This window comes from Candidatus Kuenenia sp., assembly GCF_039794105.1.
In the GTDB taxonomy this organism is placed as follows: Bacteria; Planctomycetota; Brocadiia; order Brocadiales; family Brocadiaceae; genus Kuenenia.
This window is the reverse complement of sequence record NZ_JBDIWA010000001.1, coordinates 331,672-349,739: the sequence shown is the minus strand read 5'-3', so window position 1 is coordinate 349,739 and position 18,068 is coordinate 331,672. Positions and strand designations below refer to the sequence as shown.

General features: G+C 39.2%; 16 protein-coding genes. 4 read left to right on the top strand and 12 right to left on the bottom strand.

The window, feature by feature from the left end:
- Positions 1-188: 188 nt before the first annotated feature.
- The 9 genes from ABJL82_RS01495 to ABJL82_RS01455 form a co-directional block, all read right to left on the bottom strand.
- Entirely contained in the window at positions 189-1,310 is a 1,122-nt protein-coding gene (locus tag ABJL82_RS01495; protein ID WP_347272913.1) for a glycosyltransferase family 9 protein, read from the bottom strand.
- Positions 1,311-1,487: 177 nt separating this feature from the next.
- Positions 1,488-2,918 (bottom strand): heavy metal sensor histidine kinase, encoded by a 1,431-nt coding sequence (locus ABJL82_RS01490; protein ID WP_347272912.1) that lies wholly within the window; start codon positions 2,916-2,918, stop codon positions 1,488-1,490.
- Positions 2,896-3,570 (bottom strand): response regulator transcription factor, encoded by a 675-nt coding sequence (locus ABJL82_RS01485; RefSeq protein WP_347272911.1) that lies wholly within the window; start codon positions 3,568-3,570, stop codon positions 2,896-2,898. Before ABJL82_RS01485 ends, ABJL82_RS01490 begins: the two co-directional genes overlap by 23 nt.
- Positions 3,571-3,822: 252 nt before the next feature.
- On the bottom strand, positions 3,823-5,223 hold the full coding sequence (locus ABJL82_RS01480) for a trypsin-like peptidase domain-containing protein (RefSeq protein WP_347272910.1): 1,401 nt from the start codon (positions 5,221-5,223) through the stop codon (positions 3,823-3,825).
- 42 nt (positions 5,224-5,265) lie between these two features.
- Positions 5,266-7,695 carry a DUF4340 domain-containing protein gene (locus ABJL82_RS01475; RefSeq protein WP_347272909.1) on the bottom strand — a complete coding sequence of 810 codons (2,430 nt, stop codon included), beginning with the start codon at positions 7,693-7,695 and terminating at the stop codon, positions 5,266-5,268.
- 162 nt (positions 7,696-7,857) lie between these two features.
- Positions 7,858-9,552 carry a GldG family protein gene (locus tag ABJL82_RS01470; RefSeq protein WP_347272908.1) on the bottom strand — a complete coding sequence of 565 codons (1,695 nt, stop codon included), beginning with the start codon at positions 9,550-9,552 and terminating at the stop codon, positions 7,858-7,860.
- A gap of 5 nt (positions 9,553-9,557) precedes the next feature.
- Positions 9,558-10,268, bottom strand: a complete 711-nt coding sequence (locus ABJL82_RS01465) for an ABC transporter permease (protein WP_347272907.1) — start codon at positions 10,266-10,268, stop codon at positions 9,558-9,560.
- On the bottom strand, positions 10,269-11,213 hold the full coding sequence (locus ABJL82_RS01460) for an ATP-binding cassette domain-containing protein (RefSeq protein ID WP_347272905.1): 945 nt from the start codon (positions 11,211-11,213) through the stop codon (positions 10,269-10,271).
- Between the two features lie 455 nt (positions 11,214-11,668).
- The gene (locus ABJL82_RS01455) at positions 11,669-11,869 is read right to left on the bottom strand and encodes a DNA-directed RNA polymerase subunit omega (RefSeq protein ID WP_347272904.1); all 201 of its coding nucleotides are present in this window, start codon (positions 11,867-11,869) and stop codon (positions 11,669-11,671) included.
- 226 nt (positions 11,870-12,095) lie between these two features.
- On the opposite strand from ABJL82_RS01455, the gene cysK reads away from it, so the two are divergent.
- From cysK to ABJL82_RS01435, 4 genes are all read left to right on the top strand, one after another.
- Positions 12,096-13,025, top strand: a complete 930-nt coding sequence (gene cysK / locus ABJL82_RS01450) for a cysteine synthase A (RefSeq protein ID WP_347272903.1) — start codon at positions 12,096-12,098, stop codon at positions 13,023-13,025.
- Positions 13,025-13,762 carry a serine O-acetyltransferase gene (gene cysE / locus ABJL82_RS01445; protein WP_347272902.1) on the top strand — a complete coding sequence of 246 codons (738 nt, stop codon included), beginning with the start codon at positions 13,025-13,027 and terminating at the stop codon, positions 13,760-13,762. Before cysK ends, cysE begins: the two co-directional genes overlap by 1 nt.
- Positions 13,763-13,863: 101 nt before the next feature.
- Positions 13,864-14,646: a 3-hydroxy-5-phosphonooxypentane-2,4-dione thiolase gene (gene lsrF, locus ABJL82_RS01440; protein WP_347272901.1), complete on the top strand. Its 783-nt coding sequence runs from the start codon at positions 13,864-13,866 to the stop codon at positions 14,644-14,646.
- A gap of 63 nt (positions 14,647-14,709) precedes the next feature.
- Positions 14,710-15,780: a zinc-dependent dehydrogenase gene (locus ABJL82_RS01435; protein ID WP_347272899.1), complete on the top strand. Its 1,071-nt coding sequence runs from the start codon at positions 14,710-14,712 to the stop codon at positions 15,778-15,780.
- Between the two features lie 150 nt (positions 15,781-15,930).
- On the opposite strand, the gene ABJL82_RS01430 is transcribed toward ABJL82_RS01435, so the two are convergent.
- The 3 genes from ABJL82_RS01430 to fliW form a co-directional block, all read right to left on the bottom strand.
- Positions 15,931-17,019 carry a tetratricopeptide repeat protein gene (locus tag ABJL82_RS01430; protein ID WP_347272898.1) on the bottom strand — a complete coding sequence of 363 codons (1,089 nt, stop codon included), beginning with the start codon at positions 17,017-17,019 and terminating at the stop codon, positions 15,931-15,933.
- 76 nt (positions 17,020-17,095) lie between these two features.
- Positions 17,096-17,395 (bottom strand): carbon storage regulator CsrA, encoded by a 300-nt coding sequence (gene csrA, locus ABJL82_RS01425; protein WP_347272897.1) that lies wholly within the window; start codon positions 17,393-17,395, stop codon positions 17,096-17,098.
- 174 nt (positions 17,396-17,569) lie between these two features.
- On the bottom strand, positions 17,570-18,019 hold the full coding sequence (fliW, locus tag ABJL82_RS01420) for a flagellar assembly protein FliW (protein WP_347272896.1): 450 nt from the start codon (positions 18,017-18,019) through the stop codon (positions 17,570-17,572).
- Positions 18,020-18,068 lie beyond the last annotated feature (49 nt).

The window sequence follows — 18,068 nt, the reverse complement described above, 5'->3', positions numbered from 1 at the left end:
CATCCATGAACCTTTGGTTCACAAACGGGAGGTAAATAAATAATCCACAAATTACCACGATTTCCACAGAGGATAAGAATTATTTTAAGGAAGCAAACATTTTACTATGTATACTGTACTATCATATGCACGGCAAATTTTTTCAAAAGAGTAAGGTGTTGCAAAATCGTAAACCTCTTGATTATTCCTTATGCATAATATTCAAGCAGAACATTTAGTATCTCTTTTGTATTTGTTTTGCTTTTATCAAATATTACTTTCCCATAAGGCTCTCTTGGCCCCCACCTGTCAAAGTTTGGCTTGGAAAAAAGAGCGATAGTTTTCACCCCTACTGCAACTGCAAGATGCATTGGGCCAGAATCAGGAGTTACTATGACCTTACACTTTGATACTAAGGCGGCTACTTCACGCAATGTGGCATTTTTTATGTATAAGGCAGGCCCGATTACCGATCGAATATATTTTTCATTTCCCAACTCTTCTGGCCCTATAAATATTACCATGGGGATATGCCGTGTTCTCAGGTTCTCTGCAATAATACCAAAACTTTCCAGATTCCATGCCTTTCCTTTTTTTTGTCTGCCACCGGTAAATATGCCTATCGGTTTCTTAAATGAATCTCCAAAATGTGCTCGGAAGAAATCTTCTGCCCTGAGATGTTCTTCCGGTTTGAGTATAATTTTTAGTTCATCAAAAGCCGGTATCCCTATTTGTTGCATACATTCCCGGATTTGATCTACCTTGTGACGCGATTGTGGATGTTTAAAAACAGAGGTAAACAATATATTGCCGTCGTTTCGCCGACACCCGATGCGATGCCTGGTTCCAGATGCATATGTGATATAGGCGCCCAGTGAATTAGTCGCCGTGCTTAAATGAATGGCTGCATCGTACTTTTCTTTTCGAAGTATTGTAATAAGACGCCATAATCGTTGCGGAAGCACAGTGTCTATTCGTTTGATAGTATGAATTTGTTTTATGGCATATCCATCCAGTATGGACTTTGCATGCATCCCCCCAACAAAACTGAATTGCACATTTGGCAGGGCTTTAATAAGCGCAGATACTGCGGGGGTAACCAGGATAGTATTCCCTAAACGTTGGTTTACGGAAACAAGCAGAATCTTCTTCATTGCATACAGGTTTGGCAAAGATTCAACGCCAACATGCATCATACGTGAAAGGAAAAGTAAAATAATACGGCGAATACTGAGTTTCAGGCAGCGCAGAAAGCTTGAACGTTTGAAATGTTTCCCAAATAAGGCGAGATCAGATTCATCTTTTAAAACAGAGGTATATTGCTTTTCCATCTTTTCCTTTAATTACTCGTTGAAAAAAATATGTCACAATAAATGTAAATTCTTATACCAAGTAAACATTAAGGATTGATGAAGAATACATTAAGAAAGCTTAATGTACAAAGCGATTAATATATCAATCAAGGGAAGCGTTGGTACCGCCTGAGATACGTGTAACTAAAAAGCAGGTTAGCGATTGAAATGACTTTTTGGAAGGGTAACAAAAAAAGTGCTGCCTTTTCCTATCGTGCTCTTTACTTCTATTTTTCCTTTATGAAGGTCTGCTATGTTTTTGCAAATACTTAATCCAAGGCCTACCCCGCCGGTATCCCTTGACCTTGAAGCATCTACACGAAAAAACCTGTCAAAAATCTTGTCATGGTCATTTTCGGAAATTCCTATTCCGGTGTCCCTGATTGAAACAATAACTTCATTTTCCAAATCTTTCAGAGAAATGCAAATATTGCCGCCCGGAGAAGTATATTTAATAGCATTGTCCAAAAGATTGGAAAATAGACGGTATAGTAATTTTTGATCTCCGTCTATCGTAATATTTTCCATCTTACTTATTGTGCAATCTATTTTTTTAGTTTCTGTAATTAATTGAAACGCTATGTAAAGTTCACACAACATTTTTTTAAGATTAACACCATTGAACTCTTGTTTTGCGGCGTCTGTTTTCAGCAAAACCAGTAAATCATTTATCATGTTAATTATTTTTTCATGCTCAATTAAATTATTTTCAAGCAGTTCGCGATATTCTTCCGGGGTTCTTTGTTTTGCAAGCATTACTTCTGTTCCGGCTTTTAGCGCGGCAAGCGGCGTTCTTAATTCATGGGAAACATCAGAGGTAAATTGAATAATTTTTCGGAAGGCATCTTCAAGACGGTCTAACATAAGATTAATTGTGTCCGTCAATTCTTCTAACTCACTTCCTGCATGTGCGGATTTAAGTCTTGTATGTAAATTGTACGCCGTTATTGTTTTGGCTGCGTTTGTAATATATCCGACAGGATCAAGGCTTTTTTTGGCGATAAACCAGCCTCCTATGATAGTGATAATAACAATTCCCGGCATTATCACTATTATATCATCCCTGAAATTTTTTAATGTTTTGTATGATGGCTTCAGAGAGGTAGCCATCTGCAAAACATATTTCGGTCTGTTATCCTGGAATACGGGTATTGTTAAAAGAAGGAAGCTATCGGTTGAATCTTTTGATTTGGCGGTATCGAATGTTTCATTTCCATTTTTTGCATTGTTAATTGCTTTTTCAAAAATTTTTAAAGGGAACTCAATGGAATTTACCGATGTAATGATTGAATTATTTTCTATATCATATAACAATGCTGATATTTTAAAGAATTTCCCGCCGGAAGCTTCTTTTTCGATTTCAGTTTTCAGGGCATCCAAATTTAAATTCATTTCCGTAAAAGGTTGTAAAATATCTTCACTTTCATCTAAAAGGATTGCACACATTTCTTTATTAAGTACAGAGTATAAACGATAGTATAAGTATATTCCTAAAATGACTACTATTAGCAATACTGAAGTTGCATACCACAGTGTTATTTTAAAACCAATTGTTCTGAAAAATTTAATCTCTTTCTTCGAGAACATAGCCTACCCTTCTTACCGTATGTATAATGCCTTTATCAAAATCTTTCTCCAGTTTATTTCTTAAACGACTAATGTGAACATCGATTACGTTGCTAAAGCTTTCATAATTGTAATCCCATATGTGCTCAGAAATCATCGTTCTGGTTAAAATCTGCCCGGGGTTTCTCATGAAATATTCAAGAATAGAGAATTCAATGGGCGTCAACTCAATCTTTTGTTTATCCCGGAAAACTTTTCTGGTTTTTGGATCAAGTGTTACATTGCCTGTTTTTAAAATTGATACATAATTGTCTGTTCTTCTCCTCATGCAAGCGCGAATACGTGCTAACAGTTCGGAAAAAGAAAAAGGCTTGACTATATAATCGTCAGCTCCAATATCCAGGCCGTTTACTTTATCGTTTACGGAATCTATTGCCGTGAGAAATATTGCCGGTGTGTGAATTCCGGTGTTTCTTATTTGTTTCAGCACTTCCTTTCCATTGATTCCCGGAAGCATTATATCTACTACCATGAGGTCATAATTCTCATGTGTCGCCAAATGTAAGCCATCAATACCATTATGTGCGATGTCAACAGTATAGGAATTTTCCTCAAGGCCTTGTTTTAAATACTTTGCAATTTTTTTTTCATCTTCTATGATTAAAATTTTCATTGGGATTAACTTTATTAAGGGAAATATGGCAGATACGGCTTTTTTTTGTACAGCTCCGGAAAGAGTAAAAAACCGTATGGAAGAGTTGTGGGTTGGATATTAAAAGGTAATCGGTGGAAGCGTTAGAAATTGAGGGCATACACAGTAAAAGTACAAAATTCAAGGACTCGGTGTATACAGTTGATAACTTACACACATACTGTCATAACATTGCTTAGGCGATATTATTTCCATTTTCGTAATAAACTCACGTTAGCGAACTTTTAACCGTGTGTATCCCTGATGCTCGCCATAAATATCAGACCAGACGATACCAACGTCCCACAGTTCTCCCTTTTTCATCAGGTTAAGCAATGCTCCAAATTCTTCAATGTTATTCACCCGGTACTGCCCTACATAAACAAGTACATGGCCTGCCTTAATTCCAACATTCTCCGCAGGACTTTTCTTTTGGACTTCAGAGATTAGCACGCCCCCCTTAACCCACCACAAATTCAATTGTTGCGCAAGCTGCGGCGTTAGGTCCTGGACGTAAAGCCCAAGTTTCTCCAGGGCAAGCTTTTCCGCCGAAGGCATTGGAGACTTTTCAAGGCTGACCGACAACTCCATTTCCTGGTCATTGCGATTAATGGTAATAATTAATTTATCACCTGCATTCTTTTTCAGTATATATTTTTCAAAATCAAGCACATCAAAAATTCTTTTCGAATCAATTTTTATAATACAATCTCCGGTTTTTATTTTTGCCTTATGTGCCGGGCTTTCCTTTTCAACGGAAGTGACCAGTATACCCTTTGAAACATCGCCCTGCTCCTCTACTTGTGCGCCAAACCATATTTTATTAATCTCCCTGAAGTTAAATAGCTTGACAAGTGTTTCACGAACCTTATCCACAGGAATGGCAAACCCTATACCTTGTGCATGATTTACGATTGCCGTGTTTATCCCGATAAGTTCTCCGTCAATATTAATCAAAGGCCCTCCGCTGTTTCCCGGATTTATCAAGGCGTCTGTTTGAATAAGCCCGTTATATTCGATGCTGCCGTAGTCACTGCTAAAAGTAAAAGTACGGTTCTTTGCGCTTAGAACACCGATAGTTACCGAATTTTCCAAACCAAAGGGGTTACCGAGGGCAATCACCGTTTCGCCTATCATGAGGTCTTTAGATGTGCCCATTTTAACATAAGGAAGCGGGCCTTCTGATTCTATTTTTAACACGGCAAGATCGGTTGCAGGATCTGAACTAATCATAGTAGCCTCGTAGTTTTTGCCATCTGCCAGTCTTACATTAAGCTTTGAAGCCCGGCTTACAACATGTTCGTTTGTTACGATATAACCATCTTCGTCAATAATTACCCCTGAACCCAAAGGCCTTTCTACTACCTTCCGTTGACTCTTATTAAAATAGTCATTAAAAAATTGCTCAAACAATTCGCTCCGGAATCCAAAAAAAGGATCCCCGTGCCGTTGTTTAATAAATCTTTCCGTACTGATATTAGCAACTGCAGCGCTTGTCTTTTCCACAGCAACAACTACAGGCGTCCTGCGGTTAGAATGCTCATTTAAAGCAAATGCCGCATTATTTGACAATAATGCGGCATTTGCACATATGACGACAATAAAATAGAAAAGAGGAAACAGTTGATGCTTCATCCAAATATCTTCTTATAAATTGAAAACCATTTGTTATGCTACTCAGTGAAAACCGCCGTGCGGGCTGCTGCCCGGCGGCTTGCCGTGCATACCTCCTCCGCCGTATTCACCGGGAATCTGGTCTTTTGTTGTATTTAGCACATCCATTGCTTCCCTTAAATTCCTCTCGACTGCCTGCAAGGTAAAATCATCTTCTTTCCTCATAAGCTTCGCTACCGCATCTTTGCCGATAACGTAGATACATTCAGAATTTTTACTCTTTGCATAATAGTTATTTTCATCCTTCTTTTTTCCGATATAGAGGGCTTCATCACGTTCACCCAGGCCAATGATAATAGACAGTTGAGGTTCATCTAATGCAAACTGCGTCAGGTTTGTTGCTTTGTACTGTTCTATATATTCACCCGACAGTCTTTCAAGGCTATGGATATAATATTCCACTTCCCGGCTTTGAAAGTCTTTTATATCGTAATTTTTTAACTCCCAGAAATTATCAGCCTTTTCTATCTGTATTTCTCTGTCAGGATAGACGAGAGTAAGTTTTCTTACATTCATCCTTTCAAAATCTAAAATCTTTGTCGGGGCTAATTCAGCATTAAAATCCCTTATTTTTGGCCAGGACAACTCGAATACCAAATTAACGTCGTCAATCATAGCATACGAATTGTCCATATCTCCCCCTCCAACGGTATTCCCTATCAACAATGTTTTTGTCTCAATGATTTTGTTAATAGCGTCCTTTACATCCGTTGCTATATTTTGTTTTTCAGATTTTTGATTAATAATTTTTTCGTATGTCACGTGAATTTTCATTCTGGGGCTATCCAAACCGAAAACGTTAAGATCCGATGGGTTTTCAGCAACATGATTTTCCGCTTTTAAGAAAGAGAGATTCCATACGATTTGATTCACCTTGTCTGCATCAGCACGCGCCTGAATCGGTTTGCTTAGTTCCCAAATAGCATTACCTTCTTCGTCTGTTTTATTCGTTTTTTCACATAAAAAAGTGCGGTCTGTTTTTTCAATTACAATCTTCTTAACCAGTTCTTTATCAAAATCGCAGACCAATCTGTCCCTGAAAGCAATCAGCGCATTTTCAAGCTTGTCATAAAATTCAACCGTTGGAACGGTATAGACGGGGTCTTCGCCTACCCGCTTTACATAACATTTATTACCTTCGGGCAATTTATTTCCCACATAAAATCTTGACAATTCTTTATCTTCTTCTTTTATCACGGAAACCTCAAATACAGGCTCTTTTAACCCATATACTGATAAATCTTCCGGCTTGTCAGAAACAAAGTCTACTATTTCAAGGGTTTTAATTTTCTCAATAAAATTTCTGGCACTGTCCTGATCCGCATAAATATCAATTGGTTTTCTGATAACCCAGTCAAGCTCCAGTGATTTTTCGATGGATATCGTATCTTTTTTTGTTTTAAATTCCAGCTTGTTCACTCCATACGAACCGTAAGAATCAAACCTCACTAAAGCCCTGTCTCTTAGATCGTTTGGTTTCTTTTTTATTTCAGCAAGAATATTATCCTTTAGCAAAAAAATACTTTTCTCATCTACACGCTTAGCGTACACTTTGTTATCGAGTGAGTATCCGAAAATGACCGATTGATCATGTCCCCGTTCGGTAACTGTAACCATATATGCCGGATTATCCAGCCCGAACTTGGACATCTCCACCTCTCCTTCCGGAAGAAAATCCTCCCGATCGATTCCGAGGTTTTTAAGTTTTGCGATGATATCTCTTACCTTTTCCAAATCAGCCAGGTCATCAAGAGGCTCCTTAATTCTCCAAAACTCCCTGTCTTTTTCACAAACAATGTTATGTTCTTTTGTTTTTATTTGAAGTTGCGTAACCGCTTCTTTGTCAAAGGTAAATACCCACTTGCTTCTTAAATCAAGAATGCTTTTATTGATTTTTTCCAGCAAGCTACCCGGTACAACAAAAACTTCATCATTTGTGTCAAGTTTAATATATACATTATCACCCGCCGCGAGTCTTTCTCCGATGAATACGGTGTATTTATCACTTGGTCCTGTTACCTGTATTTTGTCCGGACTGGTTTTAACACTTGTGTGCATAGTGATATAGTTCTCTTGTTTATCAAAACCATAATGTTTTAAGTCAAATGGTTTGTCTCCCTCTTTTTCAAATGAGCCTACTTTCGACATAAACTCAAACTCGGAGAGAATACTTGAGACCTCAGAATTATTTGCACGCAGCCTGTAAGGTTCCACTATAAACCAAAAATCATTTTCAGCTTTTTCCAGGACTATTTTGCCGGTTTCATTCTTCAATTCTATCTTATTCACCAGTGACGCTTTGAAATATGGCAGCACCTTTTTTTGTAACCGCTCCCACTCCTCATGGGGCAGTTGCTTTTTTTCATAAACAAATATATACGTTATGCCTATAATTGCAATTATTAAGAGAATTATGGTAGTTTTAAATTTCATTGCTTAACTATTTCCTCCCACGAAGAATAAACTCTAATCAGAAGCGACTGCCACATAAATAATTTTGCCTCATAATTAATGTATGAAATACAAAGGACACACATTATTAAAAATCCAGACAACATGGATAAACACCAATCACCGGGGAATTGCCGTTCATTCCTAACGACGTCTCTTCCACCACACGATACCGCCAATAATTATCGGGATAACAGGAATACCCGCAATTGAACCCCAAAAAATAACCTTCATTTGTTTCGGGTGGATCACCGCCTTGCGGAAATCAGCATCTTTGGCGGAAATACCTAATTGTGTCTCCTTCTTTGCCAGCCAATTAATTGAATTACGCACTAAATCATGATTGCCTGGATTATCCCCAAACTCGTTTGTGGCAAAGTCCACATCTCCAAAAACAACCAGCCGTGCACCTGTTGGTTTTGCATTCGGATCGTTCGCCATTGCAGGGTGCGCCTGTGTGACGCTTTTTGGCAATTCTTTCACCTGGGACGCCGCCGCCAAAGAAATAGGACTTAATACATCTGTTTCCATGTTTTTCTCTGGCTTTTTATATTTCAAATCCGCAATATCGGTTTCTCCCCAGGCGCTATCGGGTGCGTACATCAATACCTTAGCCTCATACGGCATTTGGTCATTCAAAGGGGCGGCGTCTATGGAACATGCGCCATAAAGTATCGTATTGTAATTTTTCAAATCATTGGTAATTCTGTGGTCGCCATATTCTTCATTTTTTACATAAATCTCTGCAACCGTTTGTATACCAAACAGCGGCATCTTCACAGTATTATAAATTACAATGTCATCGCGAACTACCATGCCATATTCTCCCAAAAGAGTTCCGAAACCGGTAGTGATATTGGGCGGAACTGCGGGCTCCAGCATAAGCAGCAGATTCCCTCTGTTTTCCAGATAATTTCTTATAATATTCAGCTCTTCTGTCAAATATGCCTTTGAAGGTCCGGCAACAATCAACACGTCGCAGTCATCAGGAATTTTCTTTTTATCCATGATATTCAGAGGCGCTATCCGACAGTTGTCACGTTTTAGGGCATTTGCGATGCTGGAAATACCGACCCTGTCATAGTCGTCAAATTGGCGTTCACCGTGCCCCTGAACAAAATAAATCGTTGTTTGTTTTTCCTGTGTAACATTGAGGATTGCCCCAGTGAAAGCCTCTTCTCCTTTAAACTTAAAAGGATATTGCCGTTCCATCACGTCACTCTGTTGTACATGTTTGCTATATTCCCCGCATTCAAACACTACAGAATTTAATTGAAGGTCACTTATTTTCAGACGCATTGCTAACTCTTCAACCTTGCTGCGACTTCTCAGAGGATCAATATTTTCAATCTTTATTTTTTCTGTGTTGTTATGCGCGTATTCTTTTAAAATATCTACAATTTGCTCAAAAAACATTTCACCCTGGTTGAAGAGGGTGGTGATCACGATGGGCTTATCAAGATTCTTAAGTATATTTTTTGTTTTTTGGGAGAGGGTGTATTTACCGGTAAGTGTAAGATCAAACCTTACATAGTGCCTATGATTAAGGAAGCCAACAATTGCAAAAATACTTGCGGCAAAAATCGACATGACCGCTACATTTGTTCCGACAAGGGCTTTTCTCTTGGATGCTTCCGTAGAAAACCACTTGTTTCTCATCGCTTTTAAAATACTAAACCCAATAATGATAGCACAACCAATACCCGTGGGCGCTACCGAAGACACACTCCAGCCATCTAATATCCTGGATAATCCAAAACCGGAGATCGCTGCAATAATTCCGGCTAATATGATATAACCACTGTACAAATCAATCCAATCTTTCTTTTTATCACTCACAGCACTCATCTCCATCTCCTGCTTTCAACAATGCGTACGACAATGAATAAAAGTAACGCCGAAAAACTAAAGTAATAGACTATATCTCTTGTATCCACAATCCCTTTAGTAAATGTTTCCCAGTGATCATATGTGCCTATATACCGTAAAGTACTATAAAGCCACCCTTCGCTTTCAGCGCTTGCCAATCCAATTACCAGCAATATAAGTAACGCTACAATACCGGTAACAGCCGCAACAATCTGATTTTTTGTTACTGCAGAAACAAGCATACCGACAGAGACAAACAGCCCCCCCATTAACACCAATCCAATATAACTGGCAATTATTGCGCCATAATCGGGAGAACCCACCCATGCCAGAAAAATAATATAAAATGCCGTTGGAGCAATCATGATATTATATAATGCCCATGCTGCCAGGAATTTTCCAAAAACCACTGCAAAATCGGTAATCGGCGCTGTCATGAGCGGTTCAACCGTTCCGGTTTTATTTTCTTCTGCCAGCAATCGCATCGTAATGACGGGGGTGAGGATGGAGAGAATGAATTGTGTATATGCCAGGCTGTATCTCAATGTTGTTTCCTGCGTTATACCCAACATAATTGAGAAAAAATAACCCGAAAACACCATAAATACTGCGATAATAACGTAGGCGATTGGGGAAAGAAAATATGCATTGATTTCCCTTTCAAAGATAGTACCTGTGCTTGTCATTTACAACACCACCTCCTTTTCTTTCGTAGTAATCTGATGGAATATTTCTTCAAGTGTTATTGCATCTTGCCTCATATCCCTGATAATTCCATTATTTTTCACTATGCTTAAAAACACTTCTTCCCGAATATCGGAATCTCTTTCCGTTTCAATTGAATATTTATTAATTTCGCCATTGTCGCGCCAGGTGATCTTTTTTACGCCTTTTATACATGATAAAGCATCCTTGACCTTTCCACCATTTCCACGCACTTCGAGTTCAATATGGTTTCCGCCTTTAAGTTGGTCCCCTAAATTTGACGGCGTATCCATAGCAACGATCTTTCCCTTGTTTATAATAATCACCCGGCCGCAAATCATCTCTACTTCCGGAAGTATATGGGTAGACAGCAGGATGGTATGTTTTTCACCCAATTCCCTGATAAGCTGCCTGACCTGTCTTATTTGATTTGGATCAAGCCCGATTGTTGGTTCGTCAAGAATAAGGATTTTAGGGTCGTGTACCAGGGTATCGGCCAATCCTACCCTTTGCCGGTACCCCTTTGAAAGAGTGCCGATAATTTGTTTTTTTACATCCTGAATTCTACATTTTTCTATACATTCCGCAATTTTTGTTTTACGTTCACGATATGGCACTTTTTTTAATTTCGCACGAAACGTAAGGTATTCGTTAACCCGCATTTCCGGGTACAGGGGTACATTTTCCGGCAAATACCCGATTAATCTACGCACGTTTATTGAATCCCGAAAAACATCGTATCCATCCACTATGGCAGTGCCGGAAGTCGCCGGCATATAACAGGTCAGGATACGCATGGTAGTAGTTTTGCCTGCGCCATTAGGACCTAAAAGCCCTAATATTTCACCCTGATTAACCTCAAAAGAAATGTCATCAACCGCATAAACATCTGCATACCGCTTCGCCAAATGTTCAACCTTTATCATTATTTTCACCCCCTCATATTTATACCAAACAGCAGAAAACGTACCGAAAAGTTACATAAAATTCATGGCTAGTAACATTTCATTTAAATGTCTACATTGTTATCATCATTGTCGCTACAGCAAAACAAGCTTCGTCATAGTAGATTTAGTTGTTTACAAATACTTACCAACTACTCATTCAGTTGTTTTAATAAGGACAACCCGGCCATTGATACATGCCTGATTGGATTACAAAAAAACAGTTTTAGCAATTTTGCCGTATATTTTGGGTTAGCCGGGATGCGAGGCCGTGGATATGTTAAATCATTTTAGGCGGGCAGCACATTGCATTAAATCGAAAAAACTTTCGTTATCTGCTCTAAAACCATTTCAGATAAACACAACTCACCAATTTAAAAAAAATTTTTTACGCTGTTGGGTTACTTACTCTCTAAGACAAAAAAACCGTCATACCTCTATTTTTTCGCTTCGTCATTTAACATTATTTTATTCTGCATCAATTCCGTAAAAGCAATTTCAACTGGATCATCGATTTCCGTTTCAATATAAGGCGCCGCCTTTTTTGTTAGCTGTCTTGCCCTGCTAATAATTAAAGATGTTAACCGTAATGGACCGCCTACTTGATTTATTAACGTATCCAGACTTTTGTAATTCATATAAACATCCTTAAAAAAGAATATGTTCCAGGATTTTCATAAAAATGAAAATTTTGAGAACTGTATGTATTTAAATAAGATACGGCAAAGGAGTAAATGTTATACTTAAAGTCTTTTTTGTCAAGAAAAATTAAGGCTTTTAAAAATATCTTGAGAAATAATGAACAACATAGTATATTTTCTCTCGTTTATACATTCTTCCTGATAATTAACTAAGGGGGCGACTATGACAAAGATATACGACGACATCACTGCAACAATTGGCAATACGCCATTAGTTAGATTGAATAAGATATCAAAAGGGCTGGACTGCATTATCACTGCTAAGATGGAATCTTTTAACCCTATGGCTAGTGTAAAAGACCGCATAGGAATCGCCATGATTGAAGCTGGAGAAAAGGCAGGGTTGATAAAAAAAGACACCGTTCTGATAGAACCGACCTCTGGTAACACCGGAATTGCCTTAGCTTTTGTCGCTGCCGCCAGAGATTATAAATTAATTTTAACAATGCCCGATACGATGAGCCTGGAACGCCGGGAGCTATTGAAGGCTTTTGGAGCCGAAATCGTATTAACGCCAGGATCGGAAGGTATGCGGGGAGCAATTAATAAGGCAGAAGAAATGCTTAAAAATATTCCCAATTCTTTCATGCCGCAACAATTTAAAAATGCTGCAAATCCGGAAATACACCGCAAAACGACTGCTGAAGAAATTTGGAATGATACCGATGGACAGATAGATATCTTTGTTAGTGGTATTGGCACGGGCGGCACCATTACGGGGGTTGGTGAGGTCATTAAAAAAAGAAAACCTTCATTAAAAGTAATCGCAGTAGAACCATCAGATTCTGCCGTACTTTCCGGCGGAAAACCAGGTCCCCACAAAATACAGGGAATTGGTGCAGGCTTTGTACCTGAAATTCTTAATACAAAAATAATCGATGAAATTGTTAAGGTGGAAAACGAGCAGGCGTTTGCCTTGTCGCGTCAACTTGCGCGTGATGAAGGTATTTTAGTGGGTATTTCTTCCGGCGCCGCAGCATATGCCGCATTGCAGGTCGCAGCAAGGCCTGAAAACAAGGGAAAGCTATTGGTAGTCGTATTCCCCGACACCGGAGAAAGATATCTATCCACCGTATTGTTTAAGGAATTTTAATGTTTGGCCGCTTAAGAGAGGACATTGATGCCGTTTTCCAAAATGACCCCGCCGCAAAAAGCAAATTTGAAATAGTTTTCTGCTATCCCGGATTACATGCTTTATGGCTATTCAGGATATCTTCATTTTTCTGGAAGAGACAATGGTATTTCACCGCCCGTTTTCTTTCCCACATTAATCGTTTTTTAACAGGGATAGAAATCCATCCAGCCGCACAAATCGGACGAGGGGTTTTTATAGACCACGGCATGGGAGTCGTTATCGGAGAAACTGCAACTGTCGGCGATGGTTGTCTTATTTACAAAGGGGTGGTGCTTGGAGGGACGTCTTTTGAAAAGAAAAAGAGACATCCAACGTTAGGGAAAAAGGTCATTGTAGGCTCAAACGCCTGTGTATTAGGCAATATTTCCATAGGAGACAATGTCCGCATAGGTTCCGGTTCGGTAGTAATAAAAGACGTCCCAGCTAATGCCACTGTGGTAGGTGTGCCTGGAAGAATTATTGAAAGAAGCAAAAACAAGGATCACAAGGTAATGTTAGACCATGGACAATTACCCGATCCTATTGCAGAGGCATTTAGAGCGCTAATTAAAGAAAACAATAAACTTCTAACGCGTATCAAAAAATTAGAAGAAAGTTTAAATATTGTAAGCAATGACAATGCCCAGGAATCTAACACAGAATCAATAATCATGACAGCATTTATGAAAAATTACCATAATGGCGAGGGGATTTAATATACACTTGTATTCTTTATGCAACTACTGCAGGAATATAGAATAGCATATCTCTTTTGAATTTTTTATCCCGTTTTTTTTAAAAGGAGGAATTAACTATTATGGATTGGGGAATGAAGAATCGTTTGTCTCAACTGATTAAACCAAATGGCCGCTGCATGTACCTGCCGATTGACCACGGTTATTTTCAAGGACCTACAACAAAGTTAGAACGACCGGGAGAAACCATCAAACCAATTCTCGAATACAGTGACGCCCTTTTTTGCACCCGCGGGGTATTACGCGCCTGCGTAGACCCGCAAAACAGTAAACCTATTATCTTAAGGATATCGGGTGGCACCAGCATGGTAGGCAAAGACCTTGCCAACGAGGAAATCACTACTTCAATGGAAGAGGCGCTTCGCCTTAATGTTTCAGGCGTGGGGCTTTCAGTATTTATTGGCAGCGATTATGAGAAACAAACGTTATTAAATTTAGCAAAAGTTGTCAATGAAGCGGAAAGATACGGCATGCCGGTAATGGCGGTAACTGCGGTTGGAAAAGAGCTGGAAAAACGGGATGCACGTTATCTTGCGCTGTGTTGCCGCATATGCGCCGAATTGGGTGCAAAGGTTGTAAAAACTTACTGGTGCGAAAATTTTGATAAAGTCACGAATGGTTGTCCCGTCCCGGTCGTCATGGCAGGAGGCCCAAAGGTAGGTTCTGACCGTGAGGTTTTTGAGTTCGTTCATGATGGTATGCAAAAAGGCTCAATAGGGGTAAATTTAGGCAGAAACATCTGGCAAAATAAACGCCCCGTTCCTATGATCAAGGCTTTACGGGCCATCATTCATGAAAATGCCACCGTAGATGAAGCTGACGCAATATTTAACGAAACCAAATAATAATAAGACATTTTAGGAGTCTGGTATTTTTTACTATACAGTCGGCAATCGGCAAATTGCAGATTGAGGATTGAGGATTGGGAACTGAGGATTCCGGAAGAAAAGGGGCATTATATGCGAGTAGCAATGTATTACAACAACAATGACGTCAGAATAGAAGAAATGCCAACTCCACAAATAGGGCCTGGCGAGTTATTGGTAAAAATATTCGCAAGCGGTATATGTGGCAGCGATGTAATGGAATGGTACCGCATTAAAAAGGCTCCTTTGGTTTTGGGTCACGAAATTGCCGGAAAAATAATTGCCATTGGCGATGCCGTTAAACAATTTAAAGTTGGCGACAAGGTTACCGTTGCACACCATGTTCCATGCAACACCTGCCATTACTGTCTGAATGGGCATCATTCTGTGTGCGATACTTTAAGAACAACAAATTTTTATCCCGGCGGTTTTGCAGAATTCCTGCATGTTCCACAAATCAATGTTGACCGTGGTACTTTTATTCTTCCCCAAGAGATGTCTTATGATGAGGGAACCTTTGTAGAACCTTTGGCATGTTCAATTCGCGGGCAACGACTGTCCAATTTCAAACCCGGACAAAGTCTGCTCGTTATCGGCAGCGGCATATCGGGATTATTACATATTCAATTGGCGAGAGCGCTTGGCGCAGGCAAAATATTTGCAACAGACATAAACGAATATCGCCTGAAATTTGCAAAAAAAATAGGGGCAGATATCGCAATTAACGCAAAAGAAGATGTGCCTTCCATTATCCGCAAAGACAATAATGGAAGATTGGCAGATTTGGCGATTGTGTGTACAGGAGCAATATCCGCAATAGAACAGGCCTTTCATTCCATAGAAAGAGGGGGAACAATCCTCTTTTTTGCGCCAACGGAACCCGGGGTAAAAATCCCTATTGACCTATGGAATCTTTGGCGTAATTGTAATTCGATTGTTATGTCCTACGCAGGCCCCCCGAGCGAAATGGCGGTTGCAATTGAATTAATACGGACAGGTAGAATTGCCGTAAATGATCTGATAACCCATAAACTACCGCTAAATGGCGCTGCAAAGGGATTTAAACTGGTAGCCGAAGCAAAGGAATCCGTGAAAGTAATTATAGCGCCTTAAAAGTAAACCAGTTTAAAATCGGCAATCGCCAGTAGGCAGTCGTACAAGATTGCAGACTGGAGATTGAGTATTGAGGACTTCGGATTTCACCACTAAAAATTTTGGAAAAAAGTGCAAAGAAATACCTGGTAAGATACTAAAAAGGGATAATTAATCAATAACCAGACTAATGCGCTTGTGCATTTGAGCAGTTTGCGAGAGACCGGAAACGTTTTCTTTTATATCCTGTTGATCCGGCTGTATGGACAATGACTTTTCCCACATTTTCCGCGCCTTTGCAGGATTATTCGTCACTTTGTAACAATTCCCCAGTAAATTATACAGCGGCACGGCTTCATCCCTGACTTTGTTCTCCGACCAAAGAGAATCAACAAAATCTGTCGCTTCCTTTGTTCTCACATACTCTTCTAAAACGTGAACCGCATCGTCATACTTCTGTTGTTTATAATAAAGACTTCCAAGGTTATAATATGCGTCTAAATATGCTGTATCCAACCGGATTGCCATTACAAAAAATGATTCGGCCTGTTTATCAAAATCCATTTTTACGCAACACTCGCCAAGCAGATTATAGGCCTCTGCATTATTCGTGTCTTCCAGCACCGCTTCCCTGAGATGGCGCATTGCCCGAGGATAATCTTCTTCTCCCTTGTATACAATGCCAAGCAAGTAATGCACCTCGTAATTGGCAACCTCTTTTTTCATAAAGTAGAGCAAAATCCCCTTCGCTTTTAAAATTTCATTATTTTTTATCAGCAATTTTGAAATATTCACCGCGGAAGAAATACTATCCGGCTGCAATCTCAATGATTCTGTAAAAAACGCTTTAGCATCCTCTTCATTACCGTTTTTAGCGCAACATATTCCCATAAGATTATACGTATCCGCATCTTCCGGATTCGCCACTACTACCTCCTTAAAATGCGAAAGAGCCATACTGTATTCTTCCCGTTCCATATACAGAGAAGCAAGGTTATAATGAACGTCTATTAAATCAAAATCAATTTGTAATGCTTGCCTGAAATTTTCAATTGCTTCGGAATAGTTATGGTTTCTTGTGTGATAAATACCGAGGAGATTAAAACCCTCTGCGTAATTGGGATCTGCATCCACTGCCGCTTTTAAATATTTAAACGCCATTCCCCAATCATCTTTTTCTATTAGATCCTTCGCGCGCGAAACATTTGTTTCAAAATCTGTATTGTCATTTTGAGCGCCGCTTTCTTCAACAATAAACATGGTTAGTTTCCTTTAATAAGAGATATTCCTGTAAAATATGCAAAATAATTACTTCAAACTGTACCGCAATGCGCAATTAATCTGCTTCTTCAATTGCCTCTCTTTTTGTTGTAAATTTTACCTGAAAGCGAAAATCCTCTCCTGCTTCATTATGCCTCCATTTTTGCGCAACTTCTACCAACTCATTTTTGGATACTTTTGAAGCCTTTCTATTCTGGGCTTGGATCTTTTCATAAACTTCTTCCCTGTGAATCCCAATGTCCTTTGGAGCAATAATTCCCAATTTCACCTGTCTTCCCTGAAATTCTAAAACAGTAATTTTTATCTCGTCACCTATGGTTATGCTTTCTCCTAACTTCCTTGTTAGTATAAGCATCGCTTCTCCTCTATTGAAAGTGTATAAAAATAACGTACCGTGCAGTAAATAATAGAATACTATTCGTATTCAACTGTCTGTCAACGTCGGGGCCGAGGCACGTAGCAATGCGTCTGCATCTCATAATAATATTCATTATGGTTGCGCACCCGAACCAGGCAGGGTTATATTCAATTAAGCATTTTTCTGCACAAGCGGATAATGTAATGCGTAATAATCATCTGTTAATACGAATTGCTTCCCCTTGTTGTTTATCATATTTACAAGTATAGGCCCTTTCAGGTTTATGGTTACATTGGAAGCATCATCTCCAATATTTACTATACAAAATATTTCAACCTTTTCCTTGTTGCCCATCTCCAATGCCGCGACATCATCAATCTTTTTCAATGGGTCATAGTCTGTGAAAAGAGGAACCGGGTTTATGACGGGTAACGCAACAAGGGGGTTATCAACCGAAACCAACCATTCAAAAGGCCGGCAGTCAGGAAAATTAACAAGAATAAATTGTTTAAGTTCCTCATACCCTACAATACCGTCTTCAAACCTGATAACATCTTCTTTGTTATAACCTAACTCACCCAACTTTTCCGTTTTTAATGTCTCCATTTTCTTCTGCTCCATTTTTGTTTTTACCTCCTATAAAATAAGGTTAAAGAGATTTGGATGCTAC

Bases quoted from the DNA above. Each gene is read 5' to 3' on its own strand.
- fliW (WP_347272896.1), bottom strand. From the start codon at position 18,019: ATGGAGCAGAAGAAAATGGAGACATTAAAAACGGAAAAGTTGGGTGAG.
- ABJL82_RS01485 (WP_347272911.1), bottom strand. From the start codon at position 3,570: ATGAAAATTTTAATCATAGAAGATGAAAAAAAAATTGCAAAGTATTTA.
- ABJL82_RS01455 (WP_347272904.1), bottom strand. From the start codon at position 11,869: ATGAATTACAAAAGTCTGGATACGTTAATAAATCAAGTAGGCGGTCCA.
- ABJL82_RS01490 (WP_347272912.1), bottom strand. From the start codon at position 2,918: ATGTTCTCGAAGAAAGAGATTAAATTTTTCAGAACAATTGGTTTTAAA.
- csrA (WP_347272897.1), bottom strand. From the start codon at position 17,395: ATGCTTATACTAACAAGGAAGTTAGGAGAAAGCATAACCATAGGTGAC.
- ABJL82_RS01430 (WP_347272898.1), bottom strand. From the start codon at position 17,019: ATGTTTATTGTTGAAGAAAGCGGCGCTCAAAATGACAATACAGATTTT.
- ABJL82_RS01480 (WP_347272910.1), bottom strand. From the start codon at position 5,223: ATGAAGCATCAACTGTTTCCTCTTTTCTATTTTATTGTCGTCATATGT.
- ABJL82_RS01465 (WP_347272907.1), bottom strand. From the start codon at position 10,268: ATGACAAGCACAGGTACTATCTTTGAAAGGGAAATCAATGCATATTTT.
- cysE (WP_347272902.1), top strand. From the start codon at position 13,025: ATGTTTGGCCGCTTAAGAGAGGACATTGATGCCGTTTTCCAAAATGAC.
- lsrF (WP_347272901.1), top strand. From the start codon at position 13,864: ATGGATTGGGGAATGAAGAATCGTTTGTCTCAACTGATTAAACCAAAT.
- cysK (WP_347272903.1), top strand. From the start codon at position 12,096: ATGACAAAGATATACGACGACATCACTGCAACAATTGGCAATACGCCA.
- ABJL82_RS01495 (WP_347272913.1), bottom strand. From the start codon at position 1,310: ATGGAAAAGCAATATACCTCTGTTTTAAAAGATGAATCTGATCTCGCC.
- ABJL82_RS01460 (WP_347272905.1), bottom strand. From the start codon at position 11,213: ATGATAAAGGTTGAACATTTGGCGAAGCGGTATGCAGATGTTTATGCG.
- ABJL82_RS01475 (WP_347272909.1), bottom strand. From the start codon at position 7,695: ATGAAATTTAAAACTACCATAATTCTCTTAATAATTGCAATTATAGGC.